15 protein-coding genes are annotated in these 17,328 nt (G+C 46.4%); 5 read left to right on the top strand and 10 right to left on the bottom strand.

What is annotated here, in order from left to right; all coding sequences use genetic code 11:
• The first annotated feature begins 12 nt into the window (after positions 1-12).
• The 3 genes from ACFQZT_RS27970 (at position 13) to ACFQZT_RS27960 (ending at position 5,431) form a co-directional block, all read left to right on the top strand.
• Positions 13-2,121: a 1,4-alpha-glucan branching protein domain-containing protein gene (locus tag ACFQZT_RS27970; protein ID WP_379305493.1), complete on the top strand. Its 2,109-nt coding sequence runs from the start codon at positions 13-15 to the stop codon at positions 2,119-2,121.
• A gap of 238 nt (positions 2,122-2,359) precedes the next feature.
• The gene (locus ACFQZT_RS27965) at positions 2,360-4,324 is read left to right on the top strand and encodes a glycoside hydrolase family 15 protein (protein WP_379305411.1); all 1,965 of its coding nucleotides are present in this window, start codon (positions 2,360-2,362) and stop codon (positions 4,322-4,324) included.
• 624 nt (positions 4,325-4,948) lie between these two features.
• Positions 4,949-5,431: a DinB family protein gene (locus ACFQZT_RS27960; RefSeq protein ID WP_379305409.1), complete on the top strand. Its 483-nt coding sequence runs from the start codon at positions 4,949-4,951 to the stop codon at positions 5,429-5,431.
• A gap of 45 nt (positions 5,432-5,476) precedes the next feature.
• Here ACFQZT_RS27960 and ACFQZT_RS27955 read toward each other — a convergent pair whose 3' ends face one another.
• Together ACFQZT_RS27955 and ACFQZT_RS27950 are read right to left on the bottom strand one after the other, a co-directional pair.
• A complete protein-coding gene (locus ACFQZT_RS27955) occupies positions 5,477-5,863 on the bottom strand; it encodes a glycine cleavage system protein H (RefSeq protein WP_379305407.1) in 387 nt (128 codons plus the stop codon).
• Positions 5,864-5,947: 84 nt separating this feature from the next.
• On the bottom strand, positions 5,948-6,496 hold the full coding sequence (locus ACFQZT_RS27950) for a peroxiredoxin (protein WP_379305405.1): 549 nt from the start codon (positions 6,494-6,496) through the stop codon (positions 5,948-5,950).
• A gap of 123 nt (positions 6,497-6,619) precedes the next feature.
• Between ACFQZT_RS27950 and ACFQZT_RS27945 the strand changes: the two genes are divergently transcribed.
• Together ACFQZT_RS27945 and ACFQZT_RS27940 are read left to right on the top strand one after the other, a co-directional pair.
• Positions 6,620-7,219 (top strand): Crp/Fnr family transcriptional regulator, encoded by a 600-nt coding sequence (locus tag ACFQZT_RS27945; RefSeq protein ID WP_379305403.1) that lies wholly within the window; start codon positions 6,620-6,622, stop codon positions 7,217-7,219.
• Positions 7,220-7,286: 67 nt separating this feature from the next.
• Positions 7,287-8,027, top strand: a complete 741-nt coding sequence (locus ACFQZT_RS27940; RefSeq protein WP_379305401.1) for an SDR family oxidoreductase — start codon at positions 7,287-7,289, stop codon at positions 8,025-8,027.
• A gap of 68 nt (positions 8,028-8,095) precedes the next feature.
• On the opposite strand, the gene leuB is transcribed toward ACFQZT_RS27940, so the two are convergent.
• From leuB to ACFQZT_RS27900, 8 genes are all read right to left on the bottom strand, one after another.
• Positions 8,096-9,175, bottom strand: a complete 1,080-nt coding sequence (gene leuB / locus ACFQZT_RS27935; protein WP_379305399.1) for a 3-isopropylmalate dehydrogenase — start codon at positions 9,173-9,175, stop codon at positions 8,096-8,098.
• Positions 9,176-9,356: 181 nt separating this feature from the next.
• Entirely contained in the window at positions 9,357-10,472 is a 1,116-nt protein-coding gene (locus ACFQZT_RS27930) for a Ger(x)C family spore germination protein (protein ID WP_379305397.1), read from the bottom strand.
• Positions 10,469-11,569: a GerAB/ArcD/ProY family transporter gene (locus tag ACFQZT_RS27925; RefSeq protein ID WP_379305395.1), complete on the bottom strand. Its 1,101-nt coding sequence runs from the start codon at positions 11,567-11,569 to the stop codon at positions 10,469-10,471. Before ACFQZT_RS27925 ends, ACFQZT_RS27930 begins: the two co-directional genes overlap by 4 nt.
• A 29-nt stretch (positions 11,570-11,598) precedes the next feature.
• Positions 11,599-12,717 (bottom strand): Ger(x)C family spore germination protein, encoded by a 1,119-nt coding sequence (locus ACFQZT_RS27920; protein ID WP_379305393.1) that lies wholly within the window; start codon positions 12,715-12,717, stop codon positions 11,599-11,601.
• Positions 12,714-13,814 (bottom strand): GerAB/ArcD/ProY family transporter, encoded by a 1,101-nt coding sequence (locus ACFQZT_RS27915; protein WP_379305391.1) that lies wholly within the window; start codon positions 13,812-13,814, stop codon positions 12,714-12,716. Before ACFQZT_RS27915 ends, ACFQZT_RS27920 begins: the two co-directional genes overlap by 4 nt.
• Positions 13,811-15,346 (bottom strand): spore germination protein, encoded by a 1,536-nt coding sequence (locus tag ACFQZT_RS27910; RefSeq protein WP_379305491.1) that lies wholly within the window; start codon positions 15,344-15,346, stop codon positions 13,811-13,813. Before ACFQZT_RS27910 ends, ACFQZT_RS27915 begins: the two co-directional genes overlap by 4 nt.
• 175 nt (positions 15,347-15,521) lie before the next feature.
• Entirely contained in the window at positions 15,522-15,788 is a 267-nt protein-coding gene (locus ACFQZT_RS27905; RefSeq protein WP_379305389.1) for a hypothetical protein, read from the bottom strand.
• A 123-nt stretch (positions 15,789-15,911) separates the two neighbouring features.
• On the bottom strand, positions 15,912-17,108 hold the full coding sequence (locus ACFQZT_RS27900) for an aminotransferase-like domain-containing protein (RefSeq protein WP_379305387.1): 1,197 nt from the start codon (positions 17,106-17,108) through the stop codon (positions 15,912-15,914).
• Positions 17,109-17,328: the final 220 nt, after the last annotated feature.

Here is a 17,328-nt window from a genome sequence, read left to right as displayed (position 1 = left end):
ATACATACGGGCTTGAAGTACCACCGCGTCACCGGCCCTGCGGCGGGTGACGCCAAAGCGCCCTACCATCCGGCGCGCGCGGCGCACAAAGCTCAGCAGCATGCTGAGCATTTCATCGCCGCCCGGGTGGCGCAGCTGCGCCGCCTCGCTCGCGAGGGCGAGGCGCAAGATACGGCCGCGGGCATGGCGCCACGGCCGGCGGAACCGCCGGTCATCGTATGCCCCTACGATGCCGAGCTGTTCGGCCACTGGTGGTACGAAGGCCCCCAGTGGCTGGAAGCCGTGCTGCGCGGACTCGATGCCGCGCGCAGCTGTGCTTCGGACGTAGTCGTGTCGACGACTACGTTAGGCGCCTACGCCGCCGCCCATGCGCCGACCACGGAAGCGGAGCTTCCTGTGTCCAGCTGGGGCCGCGGCGGCTATGCCGAAGTCTGGCTGCAGCCGCGCAGCCAGTGGGTTCATCCGCAGCTGCACGCTGCGGAGGACCGGATGCTTCGGCTTGCTCGGAAGCATCCTGACGATTCCATCTTAGCTTCACTCATCCATAGAGCCTTGAATCAAGCCGCACGCGAGCTGATGCTCGCACAAAGCAGCGATTGGACGTTCATCCTCGATGCGGGCACGGTAACCGAATACGCAACCGGTCGAATCAACAAACATTTAGCGCAATTCCACCTATTATTGGACGAGATCGAGGGCATACGGAACATCTCAAAGGAGGAACTGTTCCCTGACTTGCTTAAACGCCTAGAGCGGCAGACCCCGTTCCTCCCTGAGCTGAGCTACCGGTTATACAATAATTTCGATGAAAGCGCACAGCATGCTGTGACACGCGCCGACCGATATTCATATCCTGTTTCAATGACTGCAATCGGGCATACCTCCGCGCAGACCACTAATGGCATTCCATTACGTATCCTGATGCTGGCCTGGGAATATCCCCCGCGGGTTATCGGCGGTCTCGCCAGGGCTGTTTGCGAGTTGTCCAAGCAACTTGCCGCAGCCGGACATATGGTTCATGTCATTACCTGTCATGCGCCGGATTGTCCTGTCTACGAGCTGTCTGAAGGCGTGCATGTGCATCGCGTAAAGGTACTTCAATCCATTCAGCCAGCTGCCTTTCTGGACTGGGTTTTCCAAATGAACATGGCCTTCTCGGATGAGATCCATCGCTTGATTCAGCAATTCGCAACCTTTGATGTCATCCATGCTCATGATTGGCTTGTCTATTACGCTGCGAAAGAGAGCAAACAGACGCTGGGTCTCCCGCTCGTTGCAACCATTCATGCCACTGAATTTGGCCGCAACCAAGGGAACCCGGAAACGGATATGGGGCAGAACATTCATCAACTCGAAGCCAAGCTGACGATCGAAGCCGATCATGTTATCGCTTGCAGTCAATTCATGATAGAAGAAGTCATTCAACTCTTTGCATTGCCGGCAGACAAAGTGAGTCGCATTCCGAATGGCGTACAGCCTTATCGCAAGCCGGAGCCTCCCTTACAGGCCGTTAACCCGCTTCTTTCAGCGGCAATCCAGGGTGCAGGCGCCGAAGATCGCATCATTGGCTTCCTCGGCCGTCTTGTCCAGGAAAAGGGCGTTCATCTGCTCATCTCCGCCATGCGGCTCGTACTCAAACGCTTCCCCCGTGCAAAGCTCGTCATAGCCGGAACAGGACCTGCGCAAGAATCCCTTCAAGCGTTGGCAGCAAATCTCGGAGACCGCGTCTGTTTTACCGGCTTTCTGGATGACAACGACAAGCTGTTACTGCTTGAAGCTGCGGAACTCTGTGTATTTCCTAGTCTTTACGAGCCTTTCGGTCTTGTTGCATTAGAAGCGATGGCTAACCGTACTCCTTTGATCGTTTCCGATGTCGGGGGCTTTGCCGAAATTGTCGAACATGGAATCGATGGCAGACGAGTGCCGGCTAATGATGTAAGCGCCCTCGCCTCGGAGATCGCCGCCTATTTGGCGCAACCTGATCTAGCCCTGCAACTGGCAGATACGGCAGCCGCCAAGGTTCATGTTGCTTATGACTGGCGTGAGATCAGCACAATCACAGCGGAAGTTTACTATCAATTAACTAATAGACTTGCTGCTAGTTCATGTATAATCCTCTAGCAGGGGGAAATACTGGGGTGATAGAGGCAACTCTATCAATCTGGGAGCACAGTCCGATTAAATTTTCAGAATTTTTTCAAAGAATCATTGATTCCTTTGTCATAATTCGGTAACCTAAGTGCAAGCCCTGTGCTGACCTTGTCTTTCATATGCCATACTAGAGACGCGATATCCACTATGGATGCCCAATGAACGGGTTCTGAATCGCGAACAAACAAACGAGTGGGGAAGTGATTTTTTGCCTAGACATCTGGTCATCGGAAACGGAAAATTTCTTATTAACCTCGATCAGCATTCCTACATGCGCGATTTGTATTATCCTTTCGTAGGCCAGCTCAACCATATCGGCGGCTATCAGTGCCGAGTCGGTATCTGGGTGGATGGTGCCTTCGCATGGCTCAACGACGCCGCATGGCATTTCAAACTAGCCTATGTCGAAGACTCTCTTGTCACCGAAGTGACAGCTACGCATCCAGGTCTTGGCATCACCCTCCTGATTAATGATGGCGTGCATCAGCGTGAGGACATTTACTTGAAACGCATTCAAGTTACGAATCACAACAACACCGTACGCGAAGTGCGCATGTTCTTTAATCAAGACCTGCTTATCAACGAGACTGAGGTTGGCGATACGGCCGCTTATTATCCGACAACGAATACGGTTTTTCATTATAAAAAAGACAGATACTTCATGTTCAACGGCAGTACGGGAACTGAAGGAATTTATCAATACTCTACTGGGGTCAAAAGGTTCTACAATGCCGAGGGGACCTGGCGGGATGCCGAGGACGGACATCTGATGGGCAATGCCATTGCCCAAGGTTCTGTCGACAGCACCATCTCCTTCCGTCTCTTCGTTCCTCCTGAAGCTAGCCAGACATTGTACTACTGGATGACGGCGGGGAAAACGCTCGAGGAAGTCAAAAAGCTGGATACGTACGTGAAAGACAGCCACCCCGGCAAGCTGCTTGATCGGGTCACGATCTACTGGCAGCGATGGGCGAATAAATCCGAACGGGACTATGGGGATCTGCCGATAGAGGTACAGCGGCTTTTCAAACAAAGCCTGCTGATCGTAAGGACACAAACGGACGTGAACGGCGCGATTATCGCCGCTAACGATTCGGATATTATGCAAAGCAACCGCGACCATTACAGCTACATGTGGCCCAGAGACGGCGCGCTAATCGCCTACTCCATGTCTATGGCCGGTTATCAGGGCATGATCATTCCCTTCTTTAATTTTTGTGCCAATGTGCTTTCACCCGAAGGGTACCTGCATCATAAATATAATCCGGACGGCACCGTCGGCTCCAGTTGGCATCCTTATATTCATTCCGGGCGCGTTCAGCTCCCGATTCAAGAGGACGAAACCGCGCTCGTGCTGTTCGCGCTCTGGCAAGATTTTCAAAAGAATGGGAGCCTGGAATTCGCACAGTCCCTTTACCGCAACTTGATACGCAGAGCGGCCAGGTTCATGTCCACTTACATCGATCAGGAGCTTAACTTGCCAAAGCCAAGCTACGATTTATGGGAAGAACGTTACGGCATCTACACCTTTACGGCTTCTGCCGTTTACGGCGGTCTCATTGCGGCTTCCAACTTTAGCAATTTATTCGGCGATGAGGAACGAGCCAATCGGTATAAGCATACAGCCGAAAAAATCAAATCCGGCATCCTTAGGCACCTATGGGACGAAAATGAAGGCCGCTTCGTCCGCGGGTTGTATATGGAAGACGGCGAATGGATTAAAGATTATACGCTGGAAAGCTCAGTTTACGGCATTTTTGAATTTGGTGTTTTACCGGCTGACGACGACCGTGTTGTGCGTACGATGAGAGCCAATAAAGCCGGGCTCATGATCAAAACCGATGTCGGAGGCTCCGCCCGCTATCATCACGACTATTACTTTCAGCGCTCTACCGATATTGAGAACGTTCCGGGTAACCCCTGGATCATCTGTACACTGTGGATTGCCGAGTGGGAAATTGAATACGCCAAAACGCTCGCCGACCTCGAATCCCCGCGCCAAACACTGGAATGGGTCGTCAAGCACGCGATGGAAAGCGGCGTACTGCCTGAGCAATTAGATCCTTTTACGGGAGATCCCGTATCCGTCGCTCCACTCACATGGTCGCATGCCACTTATGTGCTTACGGTCGTAAAGTATTTGAACAAATTCAAACAGCTTTCGAAGGTGTGATTTATTGAAGAGCCGCTCCTCTTATTAAAGGGGAGCGGCTCTGTTTTTAGCTAATAAGTCAAAGTATCTGACGACATAGAAAAACTGTCCGTGTCTTCCCTCTTCCCTGACGGTCCCTTTGCGTGTAAATCCATACGTTTGCGAATTAGGAGGAAATTGATTTGGCATCTGCCCTCTTCATATCTGTAACGATGGAAAACATCGTTGTGGGCTTCATTCCATTTTCTCTTACGTCTGTAACGATGAAAAACACCACTATTGCTTCGATCTGGCTCACCATACTGCCTTTTTCTACTCTGTAACAATGGAAAACATCACTATTCATTCGTTTCCATTTGCTTTTACATCTGCAACGCTGAATAACATCGTTAACGCATCAATCAACGTCCCAGTTTCAGAGACATATCAAGCTTAGCTTGCCCTTCGCGATTTTCGGCTCTGGGTACATCGCGAGCAGCTTCAGCCCAACGACGGTATTCCTCAGCGTAGCCATACTGTTTTCTTCCTTTTCGTCGTGTATCGATTTCTGCCTTTATGGCGATTGCCTTAACTGCTTTACTTGCAAGCATATGTTCAATATGATGACGGAAGATCTAACTTTCGAAGGAAGGAGCTTTTTATACCATGAAATCTCTACAGGAAGCTCGACATGCATTATGGAAAGGCATCGAAGACTTATCCGATGATCAGCTCCATACCAAAATTGGAGACCGTTGGTCCGTATTAGAAAATCTTGAGCACATTTACCTCATGGAACAAACAGTCGGAGGCCTGCTTCGCAAAGCGTTTCAAGCATCGGCAGGAGAGCCGGCAGCAGAGCAAAATCTAGAATCGATGATCGACCGAACGAACAAATACAATGCCCCTCCTTTCGGGCATCCCAAAGGTTTGTTTCAAAACCTGGATCAAGCCAAACAGTTCCTTGCGGAATCTTTGTCTGAAATGAACGATATCTTTACTTCTGTTGAGCATTCTAAATTAGCGACGTATTCCTTGCCTCACCCTGTCGTCGGGGTGTTGGGTCTTCATCAATGGGAAGCATTCATGGCCCTGCATTCGCTTAGGCACCTGGCGCAAATCGAGGATCTGAAACCCGCTCTCCGTTGAGAAAAAGAACGCAAGACCACATTAGCGGCCTTGCGTTCTTTTTTCCTAATCCTGCAGAAATTCCTCTGTATAAGCTTCAGCATTCCATAGCCGTTCCAGCTCAGTATCACTTTCCCATTGTACAGCGACAAGCCAGCCTTTATCATATGGCGATTCGTGCAGCAGCAGCGTTGCCCTCTCCAGCAGCAAATTTACAGCCGTTACTTTTCCGGATAACGGGGCGTGCAGATCGTGCTCATCGTCGTCAACGGTTTCTACAGAGCCGATATAATCGCCCTGCTTCACAAGCGCATTGCGTTCCGGCAGTTCGATAAAAAGAATCATCCCCAGTTCGGCAATCCCGTACTCCGTCAGGCCAATAATAGCCTGATTCCCTTCCAGCCGAATCCAGTAATGATCTCTTGTATACTTTAATTGTGCGGGTGCCAACACGACCTTTTTCCTCCAACTGAGAAAAAGCTCCTCTGCCCGCATTCGCATGCCAGCAAGAGGAGCTTTCGTCTTTGATATCAAATCTTATTTTACAACCAGGTTTTTGTCGCCTGGTTTCCAGTTCATTGGGCACAATCCGCCGGATTGAAGCGCTTGAAGCACGCGAAGTGTTTCTTCCACACTGCGGCCTACGTCGTTGTGGTTCACAACTTGGTATTTCAGTTCGCCTTCCGGATCGATGATGAACAGACCGCGAAGCGCGATGCCTTCTTCTTCGATCAGAACGCCGTAGTCACGAGCTACGGATTTTGTAATGTCTGCAGCAAGCGGGAATTCCAGTTTGCCAAGACCGTTATCGTTGATTGGTGTATTGATCCATGCTTTGTGCGTGTGGATACTGTCGATGGAAACACCAAGAATCTCCGTATCCAGCTCTTTAAACTGACCAGCAGCATAGCTCAATGCAGTGATTTCTGTCGGACATACGAATGTGAAATCCAATGGGTAGAAGAACAAAACTAACCATTTTCCTTTGTAATCGGACAAAGAAGCTTTGCCAAAACCTGAACCGTCGCCTAAAGCTGTCTCCATCGTGAAATCTGGAGCTTGTTTACCTACTAAACGCTCTGCCATTTGTATGACTCCTCCTCAAATCTATCTTCTTCGTATAAAATGGTATCATCCGCCTACCCGAAAGTCAATAATTAGAGCAGATATTAATTAATAATTATTATTATAAATGGAGGCTTGGTGAACATGACCAAATGGGACTCCCTCGGACATTTCTTGGACGGCCTTCTGCCTTTATCCGAGAATCAAAAAAACCGGTTTTATTCCTTATTCACACCAATCACGATGGACAAAAATGAGCATCTCTTACTTGCCGGCGAACGAACGGAACATTTATATTTTTGTTTGTCCGGCAGCTTTCGCATGTATTACAGCACGTATGATGGCAAGGAACGAATCAAGGCATTTTGTGGGGCTGATGACTTCATTACTTCATACAGCTCGCTTTTAACCGGAAGTCCTTCGTCCCTCTCGATCCAAGCGCTGCAGCCGGCCAAACTGATCCAAGCTTACTATCCAGACTTCTTAGCTCTAACACTTGAAGATCCTGTGTGGGAGCGACTGGCCAGGCTCATCACCGAAGGCATGTACTTGAAGAAGGAACGCAGGGAAATGCAGCTTCTTACACTTTCCGCAGAGGAGCGCTATGCTTGCTTTCAGCAAGAATTCGGTACATGGGAGGCGCGGATTCCACAATACTATATCGCGTCCTATCTGGGTATAACCCCTGTTGCATTAAGCCGTATTCGGTCTAAAAATGCAATAAGGCCATTTTCATTAACCTAGGTTAATGAGTTCAAAGCCGTAAAGCTGTACGCTATATTCAACCCCCTGTGAAAGGATCTGAATATAGATGAAAATGAAATTAACAGGTCATTGCGTGCTTGTTACGGGCGGCTCGACCGGAATCGGGTTTGCTATCGCCAAAAGACTCGCGGAACGCGGCAATAAAGTCATTATCGCTAGCAGCAGCAAAGATAAATTGACTCAAGCCGTCCAGGCTTGCCCGTCACTCATTGCCATTCCGTGCAATTTGGAGAAAAGTGAAGATATCCCCGCTTTTACTGAGAAATTGCTCTTCGAGCACCCTGATCTCAATATGATTATTAACAATGCGGGCATTCAGCTGAATTATGATTTATTGAAAGAGCCGGATATTCAAAATAAGATCAACCGGGAAATCCAAGTCAACCTCACCTCAACTATTCAACTGTGCAGCAGCCTTCTTCCACACTTCGTAAAGCAACCTCAAGCGGCTATCGTGAATGTCTCCTCAGGGCTTGGGCTTGTTCCCAAAAAGTCGGCTCCTGTCTACTGCGCGACAAAGGCGGCTGTTCACTTGTTCACTAAAAGTTTGCGCTATCAACTGGCTTCTACGCCGGTCAAAGTATTTGAAATCATTCCGCCGCTCGTCGATACGGAGATGACCAAGGGCCGCGGGAGCGGCAAAATTACACCGGATCAACTTGTGGATGAATTCGTCATGAGCTTCGAGCGCGACCAGTATGAAATGCTCATCGGCAAAACGAAGCTGCTGAGCCTCATCAACCGCATAGCCCCCTCCCTTGCCGATAAAATCATGCGCGAAGCCTGAGCTGAGAGGTGAAAAAAAGAGCTCGCCGACTGCATGCAATTGCTGCATCAACCGGCAAGCTCTATTCATTATTTGCGCATTGCGTTTACGATCAGTTCGCCCATCGCTATAGTTCCGATAGCTTTGCTCTTATCGACCGCGATATCGCCCGTGCGGTTGCCCGCATCCAGCACTTCTTTCACCGCGCGCTCGATGGAATCCGCCGCATCATGATAGCCGAATGTAAGGCGGAACATAAGCGCAACCGACAGAATCGTTGCGATCGGGTTCGCCACGCCTTGACCTGCGATGTCAGGCGCTGAGCCGTGCACCGGCTCGTACAAGCCGAAGCTGCCTTCACCCAGCGAAGCGGAGGACAGCATGCCGATGGAACCGGTCAGCATTGCGGCTTCGTCACTCAGGATGTCACCGAACATGTTCTCGGTGACGATGACGTCGAAGCTGGACGGACGGCGCAGCAGCTGCATCGCGCAGTTGTCTACGAGCACGTGCTCCAGCTCGACATCCGGGTAGTCCGCAGATACGCGGATTACAGTTTCACGCCAGAGGCGGGATGTTTCCAGAACGTTCGCTTTGTCAACGGAGGCCAGCTTCTTGCGGCGCGTTTGTGCGATTTCGAACGCTTGGCGAGCGATACGCTCAACTTCTGTCACGTTGTAGACGCAAGTATCAACCGCTTCTTGACCGTTAGCGCCTTCGCGGCGAAATTTTTCACCGAAGTAAATACCGCCGGTCAGCTCGCGAACAACGATCAAATCTGTACCTTCCAGAACTTCAGGCTTCAATGTGGAAGCCTCTTTCAAGCAGTCGAAAATAACAGCCGGACGAATGTTCGAGAACAGTCCCAGCGCTTTACGAATACCGAGGAGACCTGTCTCCGGACGCAGCTCCTTCGGATTGTTGTCCCACTTCGGTCCGCCTACTGCGCCAAGAAGAACAGCGTCAGACGATTGGCAAACTTTCAGTGTCTCTTCCGGCAGCGGAGTTCCTTTCTCATCAATGGCAATACCTCCGAATAAGGCATGCTCCGTTTCAAATTGATAACCGAACAATTCCTCGGTACGTTTCAATACTTTTTCCGCTTCTGCAACGACTTCTGGACCAATTCCGTCTCCAGCGATTACAGCAATTTTTTTCACATCTGCCATGTCTATATTCACTCCTAATGTTATTATGGGGCCCCCGCAAAGTAATCGGAATATACTTCAGAGCTTTGCGTCACTTTGTGGGGTATCGGATATAATGATTTACTGACCTTATTGTATCATATTAAAGACTCGTCACTAAGATATAAAAGCTATCACTTCTATAGGCCTCACCTATAAGTAGTTATTCCGATACCCCGATGCTTTTGATCGTAACCTTAGGAGAAACGGTGACGGTTGCTTCAGAAAACGCTTTTCCCCAGTTGTCCTCAACCTTCTTCCAATTTTTATAATCGTCCGCCCGGACATGGACGCCAAAACGAAAAGGGTCAACTTCTTTCTTTTGAGTCATCCGGATGAGAGTTTCACATTGTTTTTTCAAGAGTTTTTGTATAGCTAGTTCCATTTTTTCCTTATTCTTTTCCATGTCAACCGTGAACAGCCGCTCCGTCAAGTCTATTTGGATATTCATCCGGACATCCATGTGGAACCGATTGTCTTGAAATTTGATTACGGGTTTAACCTTTGCATGAATGATGTCAAAACTAACATACGACGTTTGATTATCCGTATCAAACGTTTCTTGGGGCAGATGAAACGTTAACTGAATCCGATTTTTCGTATCCTGCTGCAATAATAACAAAAGAGAACTTTCTTGATTGTTCAAAGAGGCCGCATAAGTGCCGTCTTTATGCAAAAGAGCGGTACCCGTAATGACGAGATCGTTCTTTTCAGCCTTCATTTCGCTTATATAAGGCGTCGTTCCTTTATCCATCATTTGTTGATGGAATTCTTGTAAAGTCGTTTGTACGGTTATCCTTGAATTATAGGTGCTATCTAACATTTGTTTGACAACGGCGCCGATACGACCTTTATCGTTCATGTTCGTATACATCATCTCTTTCACAGAACCATCCACCATAATCAAACCCGCATTAACCTCAATCTGAGCATTGCGAATGGCTGAATCCAGATAAGGAAACACATTTCTTTGCTGCAGCAGTTTTTTTCCTATAATAACATTTTGTATTTTTCCTACCGCCAGATTCCCATTTAACTTAATGTCGATTTTTTTTCTTGATTCACGCAGGGAGTCTGCCGTTGCTGATGTAATTTTATATTTAACCTTTGCTTCTTTGCTGAAAACGGGATTCGTCGTATAGACGACCAGATTATTTTCCTCATCAAGATCCACACCTATCAGGAGGGCGAACCGCTGCGTCTCAATATAAGCTTTTTTACCACACCCGGAAATAGACATCAATACTGCCAAGATTAGTATGCACGCCCATGTCTTCATTGTATCTGTCCCTTCCTGTGGTAATGAAAAAACCACCCGTAAATCCAAAGAAAAATGGGAAATAAATAAGCAAAATATATACCTATCTTCGCTACGTATGTATTCAGCTGGGTGATTTGGAAAGAAGAAGGAATAAAGAAGATCGATATTAGAATCCATAGAGATAAGATCATGATTAAAGGAGCTCGATGATCCTGCTTCCCTAATAGTTGACTAACTCCCAACACAGTCATGTAAAGGTAAGGAATGGTTGTCATAAATGGCATGAATAAATAAAAAGGAAGAAAAATAATTTCCAATCGCTCCATAAAAGGAAATTGGACGACCTTCATTAAATTCAAAGTGGGATAGGTATATTCCAGGATCTCTTCAGGAGCAAATTTGACAAAACTTACGACAGTAACCATTAAAAATATGATCATAGATAAAGAATTTCCAATGACAATTCCCTTGAACGCAGATTTCTTTTCTTTAAGAAACGGATATAAGATGAAACCCATTTCAAATCCAAGGAAAGTAAGGATTGTAGATTTTACCGTGGACAAAATGGGAAACAAGCCCTCTTTAGCAATTGGAAGAAGGTACAGCCACTGGACATCCTTTAACGCGTATATCAACAAAATAGGTATCGCTAACAAGATCATAAAAACGAATTCTGAAAATATCCCAATAATCCTTATACCATGCTTGATGATCATATAGTTTGGAATAATAAACAGGATCGTCAGGATGTAACTCCGAGTATCTGGTAAAATCCATATCTTTAATAGATGAACAGTTGAAAAAAGAGCCACGCCAGCTAAATACAGTGCGTACAGAACCCATAGCACAGATAAACTTCTACCGATCCATTTGCCAAAGTATTTAGTCAAAATATCGAATATGGTATACTCCGGATTTTTTTCCATGATTTTTATAACGATCAAGCTGAGAAGAATGGACAATAACCAACCTAATAAAATAGATATCCATCCATCAGTGCCGGCTGTTTTAGCTAAATCACGGGGAAGAGAAAGAACGCCGATACCCACTTGCGTTTCAAATATGATAAAAATGAATTGCTTTAAGGAAATCTCATTCATCGCATACTTGTTCATGGTTGATCTTCAACCTTCCCCTGCTAGCTTTATTCAGAAACCCCGGCTCCTTTGATGGCAACTTTAGGCGAAATATTTACAGTCGCTTCGGAAAGCGCCTTGCCCCAATTATCTTGTACGCTCTTCCAGGTTTTATAATCGTATGCCCGTACATATAGTCCAATTTGAAAAGGATCGATTTGATGCTTTTGAGCTTTCTTGATTAAAGCCTCGCATTCCTTTTTAAGTTCTTGTTCAATGGCTTGTTCTAACGGTTTGCTCTGTTTCTCCGTTTCTATGGCAAACAGCCGCTCCGTTAGCTCGATCTGAACTTTCATCGATATATCAATGGTTAGATGAGCAGCTTCCGATTTGGGCCTGATATTCACCTTTGCCTTGGTAATGTCGAAACTTACAACTGACATTCGCTCATTGGTATGAAATTGTTCAGGAGGCAGGTGTATCGTGATCGGGATCCGATTTTTCGTATTGCGTTGCAACAAGAGCAGCAAAGAGCTTTCCTGATTGTTCAAAGAAGCAGCATAGGTGCCATCTTTTTGTAAAAGCGCCGTTCCCGAAATGACGAGATCATTTTTCTTGACTTTCATTTCGGTTAAGTACGGCGTTACCGTTGTGTCCTTCAATTGTTGATGGAACTTCTGCAAGCTAGTTTGTACTGTAATTCTGGACCTAAATGTACTATCTACCATTTGTTTAATAATGGCACCCAATCTGCCTTTATCGCTAGGGTTCATGTGAATCACATCTTTCACAGCCCCATCCACCACAATCACATTTGCATTAATTTCATTTTTAGGATCGCGAAAGAAAACATCCAGGAAGGGTAACAGCTGCCTTTGCTGCAAGAGTTTTTTGCTAATCAGTAGATTTTGCAACTTCCCAGGCGCAATCGAACCGTTTAATTTCGCATCAAGTTTTATCCTTGATTCACGTATCGTATCAATGGTTGAGGCTGTTATTTTTTGCTTATCCTTGGCACCAGTACTGAAGACCGGATTCAACGTGTAGATGACGACTTTATTGTCTTCCTCAAGATCTAGACCCTCAGTAAGAATAAACCGCCGATTTTCTATATAGACTTGTTTGCCGCACCCGGCTTCAAACAATAAGGTTGCCATTACAAGAACGATGAACATCCTTATCTTCATTGGTTCCGTACCTTTCTAACGGAATGGAAAATCCAGCCGTAAATCCAAAGGACCAAGGGTAACACATATGCAATATATAAACCTACATTGCCCTGCCAGCTGCTCACTTCAGTTATTTGAGAAGAAGAAGGAATAAAAAAGAATGAAAGTAGGATCCACAGGAAAAAGAGTATACGTAAAACATTGCGATGATCCTGTTTGCCGAATAATTGTGTGGTTCCAAGCGCAGCCGTGTAAACGTAAGGAATGATCGTCATAAATATAATGAATAAATAAAAGGATAAAAAGATGATCTCAAACCGTTCTAAAAAGGGCAAACGGATGACTTTCAACAGGTTGAGCGTGGGATACACGTAATTGGTGATCTCATCCGGAGAATATTTGACAAAGCTGATTACAGAAATCATTACATAAGTCATCATGGATAAAGAATTTGCAATGATGATTCCTTTGGACGCTGATTTCTTGTCTGTTAGAAACGGATAGAGAATGAAAGCCAACTCAAATCCGAGGAAAGAAAAAACAGTTGATTTTACAGTAGAAAGAATTGGATGTATGCCTGTTTTACCGATTGGAAAAAGGTAAGCCCACTCCGCATTCTGCAGCGTAAATAACAACAAGAATGGCATCCATATCGTGAACAGAAAAACAAACTCGGCAAAAAGTCCGATCACCCTTACTCCATGCTTGGTTATCATATAGATGGGAATGCAAAACAGAATCATCAAAATATAGTTTCGTATATCCGGTACAATCCATATCTTAATAATATGGATCGTCGCATACATGACCACACTGGCTGAATATGCCGCGAACAGAATCCATGCTGCCGCTAAGCATTTACCTATCCAATTGCCAAAGTATTTGGTTAAAATCTCGAATATCGTACAACCGGGGTTTTTCCCCATAATTCGAATGATGACTAAGCTTAGCAGCACAGACAATATCCAGCCAATTAAAATGGATACCCATCCATCGGTACCTGCCGTTTTCGCCAAATCCCGGGGAAGGGACAGGACGCCGATCCCCAGCTGAGTTTCAAATATGATTAAAGTGAATTGTTTCAACGAGATTTGATTAAATGAATATGTATTCAAGGTTGATCTTCACCTTTTCTATTTGCCCCTTGTCTTTTAAGCTGCGTTGGTTGGTTTGATACCGGTCGATTTTTCATTTTCCAAATGGGAACCCGCACCATGACGTCTTTCCAGTCTGCCCACCTTATGGGAACAATCGGGCTTCCATAGGAGATTCCAAATGATTCCATAGTAATCAGATGAGCCGCTAAAATCATCAGCCCTATGACAATACCCACCATACCGAATAAAAAGGCCATAATCATCATCGGAAAGCGGACTAGCCGTAATGACGAGGTCATATCGTAATCAGGAATAATAAAAGATGAAATGGCCGTGATAGCAACAATAATGACCATAATATTACTTACAATTCCTGCTTGAACCGCCGCCTGACCGATAACAATCCCGCCAACGACACCGATGGTTTGCCCAACGGGACCTGGAAGGCGCAACCCGGCTTCCCTTAACATCTCTAGAGCTATTTCCATGAGAAATGCCTCAACGATCGGAGGGAAAGGAACCCTCGCCCTTGATTCTCCAATCGATATCAACATATCTAAAGGAAGCACTTCATAGTGAAAAGAGACGATGGATATGTACACGGCTGATAAAGAGATCGTCGTAACTAAAGCCAAATAGCGCAGCAAGCGGAGAAAAGTGGCGACGACCCAACGATTGCTGTAATCATCGACGCTTTGAAAGAATGCTGAAAAGGTTACAGGAGCAATGATGACACTAGGCGAATGGTCGACAACGAGAGCCATCCGTCCTTGCAAAAGATGTGAGGCTGCAGAATCAGGACGCTCCGTCATTACAATTTGAGGAAATAGACTGATGGGGTGGTCTTCAAGAAATTCCGCCAATTCCCCCGTGTTTAACACAGCATCCACTTCAATCTGCAGTAAACGATCCTCCATCTCTTTCACAAGATCAGGTTGAACAATATCTTCGAAAAACATGAGGGCAACCCTTGTCGTTGCTCGGGACCCGATCGAGAATTCCTTAATTTTCAGTTCACGATTCGGAAGATAGCGGCGAATGAGCGCAATGTTCTGCCCCAATGTTTCCACAAATCCTTGATGCGACCCCTTCAATGTCGATTCGATTTGCGGCTCTTGAATAGACCTCTGAGGCCAGCCTTGCGTGCATAAGGCAAGCGAACGTCTCTGCCCGTCAATAAATAAAATGCTATTGCCTTGGAAAATCGCGAACTCAATATCCAACCACAAGGATATAATTTCTGTCTTTCCAATCGTAATCGATGAAGTCCATATATCGTTAATGGAACTTATTTCATAGAGGAGCGGACGAAAGACGTTATCAGTGATCGCCGCTTTATCTATGAGTCCATCCAAATAAACAAGGGCTGCAGAGTTCCCTGTTTTTAATCGAATTTGGCTGACAACCAGATCGGGCGTATCACTAAAGAGTTCCCGTAAAGTATCCAAATTGATCGCGAGACTCTCTGAAATCAGTTGGCCAGCATATTCGGAAGACTTTATGTTGGAGTCATGTTTCTTTCCGCTTAGCCATCTCCTGAGCAAACTCATCTCCGCACCCCAATCGCTAATCATCCAGTCAAAGTTTTCCACATTCAGGCTATTTTATTCGGAAACCAACGATTCCTTATACAAAAGCAAAAAAGCCATCTGGACCAATCGTCCAAGTGGCTTTACATCTAAGTCCCAGTCGAACCGGGAGACAAAAGAGGTTCAAGGGAATTTCTCATAGTTTGGACAGGACAACAGAAACCAGAATCCCCAAGATCGCTATCCAAAAGAAATAGGAGCGTATGATTCGGCCCAGAAGCGAATCCTGTCTTTGCATCAACTTCTTTTGATTATGTTCCATGTTCAAATCAGTAACGGTTCCCGACATGGGGTCTCCTGAAGTCCCGGTAAAGCCTTGCAGCCCCGCACCATTTAGAAAAAAGGAAATCACGAGCAGAATTAACGATCCCATGAACAAATAATCGGATATTTGCCTTAACATCGAGCAACACCCCTTTCTCCCATCCTCCTTTTACTTTAAATTGTAAATTTTACCATGTCAACCCTCAGATTTAAAACTTAAAAGCCCAAAACACATCCCTGCAGGTAGTGTTTTGGGCTTTTCTTAAGCATTTTGTAAATAAGATTCCATGGCTTTAGCCAACTTCTTCATACCGAGAATCGTAGTCTCGCGATCAGTATGCGTATAGTTCAGTCGCATGGTGTTGTACTGCGGATTTTCTGCGTAAAATGTGGAGCCAGGAACGAAGGCAACACCTTCCTGCACCGCGATTTTGAGCAGGTCTTCCGCTTTGATTTGCTCGGGAAGCTCCACCCAGATGAACATACCGCCCTTCGGTTCTTCCCATTTCAAACCCGGCCAGTTCAGTTCGGAGAGCAGGCCTGTCATAAACTTCATTCGATCGCGATAATGCTCGCGGATTAATGAGATATGTGCATCGAGGTCAAAATGCTCGAGCAAGTGATACAACGTTTGTTGATCAATTGTACTGGAATGAAGATCTGCCGATTGCTTGAATCGCGCCATTTGGCGAATGATCTCTTGGTCGGCAATTACCCAGCCGGTGCGGAAAGCGGGAGCGACCGTTTTGGAGAAGGTACTCGTGTAAACGACACCATTCCCAGCTGCGCGGCCAGCAAGCGAGAAGATAGAAGGATAGGTTTCACCCTCAATAAATTGAATCTCGCCATAAGGATCATCTTCCAAGATAAGCACTTCAGCCGATCGGCAAATGTTCAGCAAGCCTTGGCGTCTTTCCAAGCTCCATACACGTCCTGCCGGATTGGAGAACGTTGGAATGACGTAGACCAGTTTCGGGTTGTGCTGCTTGATTTTAGCTTGCAGATCCTCAAGGATCATTCCGTCGTTGTCGCTTTCGACCGAGTAAATTTTAGCGCCTTTGGCTTGAAAAACCTGGAGCGCGGCAAGATAAGTCGGTCTCTCGACAAGGATGATATCGCCTTCATCGATATAAACGCGAGTCAGCAGATCAATCGCTTGCTGAGAACCTGTAGTCAGCAGCATTTCTTCCGGCGTTACATGCATATTCTTCGTTGCCATACGTCGGCATAACGATTCGCGCAGCGGCTTATAGCCTTCGGTCAATCCGTATTGCAGCGCTGATTTGCCGCCTTCAATCACGCGTTTGAAAGCTTCGCTCACAGCATCCAATGGGAAAAATTCTTCAGCGGGCAGTCCGCCGGCAAAAGAAATGATAGAGCTGCCTTGCGTTAGCTTCAAAATTTCTCTGACTGCCGAGGAGGAAAAACCTTCCAGTGATTTGGAAAACCGATACTTCATAACGGACGCATCCTTTCGCATTTGTAGAAAGCACCCCTCCTCTCTTAACGAGGTTGAGGTGCTTATCTTGTTGGTTAAAACCAAGCAATCGAAGACGGAACTGCAAGTTGAACTGCCCATTCAAGGAAAACTTCTCGTTAATATGACCATCCCATCGGCGTTCACCTTTTTACATGGAAACTGCATAAGTCCGAACACGACTGGCTGACTGGCTGTTCAA

This window comes from Paenibacillus sp. GCM10027628, assembly GCF_042676385.1.
Taxonomy (GTDB): domain Bacteria; phylum Bacillota; class Bacilli; order Paenibacillales; family NBRC-103111; genus Paenibacillus_E.
Note: the sequence above shows the minus strand (reverse complement) of the source record. Positions and strands in the feature narration are given on the sequence as shown.

Bases quoted from the DNA above. Each gene is read 5' to 3' on its own strand.
- ACFQZT_RS27960 (WP_379305409.1), top strand. From the start codon at position 4,949: ATGAAATCTCTACAGGAAGCTCGACATGCATTATGGAAAGGCATCGAA.
- ACFQZT_RS27950 (WP_379305405.1), bottom strand. From the start codon at position 6,496: ATGGCAGAGCGTTTAGTAGGTAAACAAGCTCCAGATTTCACGATGGAG.
- ACFQZT_RS27945 (WP_379305403.1), top strand. From the start codon at position 6,620: ATGACCAAATGGGACTCCCTCGGACATTTCTTGGACGGCCTTCTGCCT.
- ACFQZT_RS27940 (WP_379305401.1), top strand. From the start codon at position 7,287: ATGAAAATGAAATTAACAGGTCATTGCGTGCTTGTTACGGGCGGCTCG.
- leuB (WP_379305399.1), bottom strand. From the start codon at position 9,175: ATGGCAGATGTGAAAAAAATTGCTGTAATCGCTGGAGACGGAATTGGT.
- ACFQZT_RS27930 (WP_379305397.1), bottom strand. From the start codon at position 10,472: ATGAAGACATGGGCGTGCATACTAATCTTGGCAGTATTGATGTCTATT.
- ACFQZT_RS27925 (WP_379305395.1), bottom strand. From the start codon at position 11,569: ATGAACAAGTATGCGATGAATGAGATTTCCTTAAAGCAATTCATTTTT.
- ACFQZT_RS27920 (WP_379305393.1), bottom strand. From the start codon at position 12,717: ATGAAGATAAGGATGTTCATCGTTCTTGTAATGGCAACCTTATTGTTT.
- ACFQZT_RS27910 (WP_379305491.1), bottom strand. From the start codon at position 15,346: ATGAGTTTGCTCAGGAGATGGCTAAGCGGAAAGAAACATGACTCCAAC.
- ACFQZT_RS27905 (WP_379305389.1), bottom strand. From the start codon at position 15,788: ATGTTAAGGCAAATATCCGATTATTTGTTCATGGGATCGTTAATTCTG.
- ACFQZT_RS27900 (WP_379305387.1), bottom strand. From the start codon at position 17,108: ATGAAGTATCGGTTTTCCAAATCACTGGAAGGTTTTTCCTCCTCGGCA.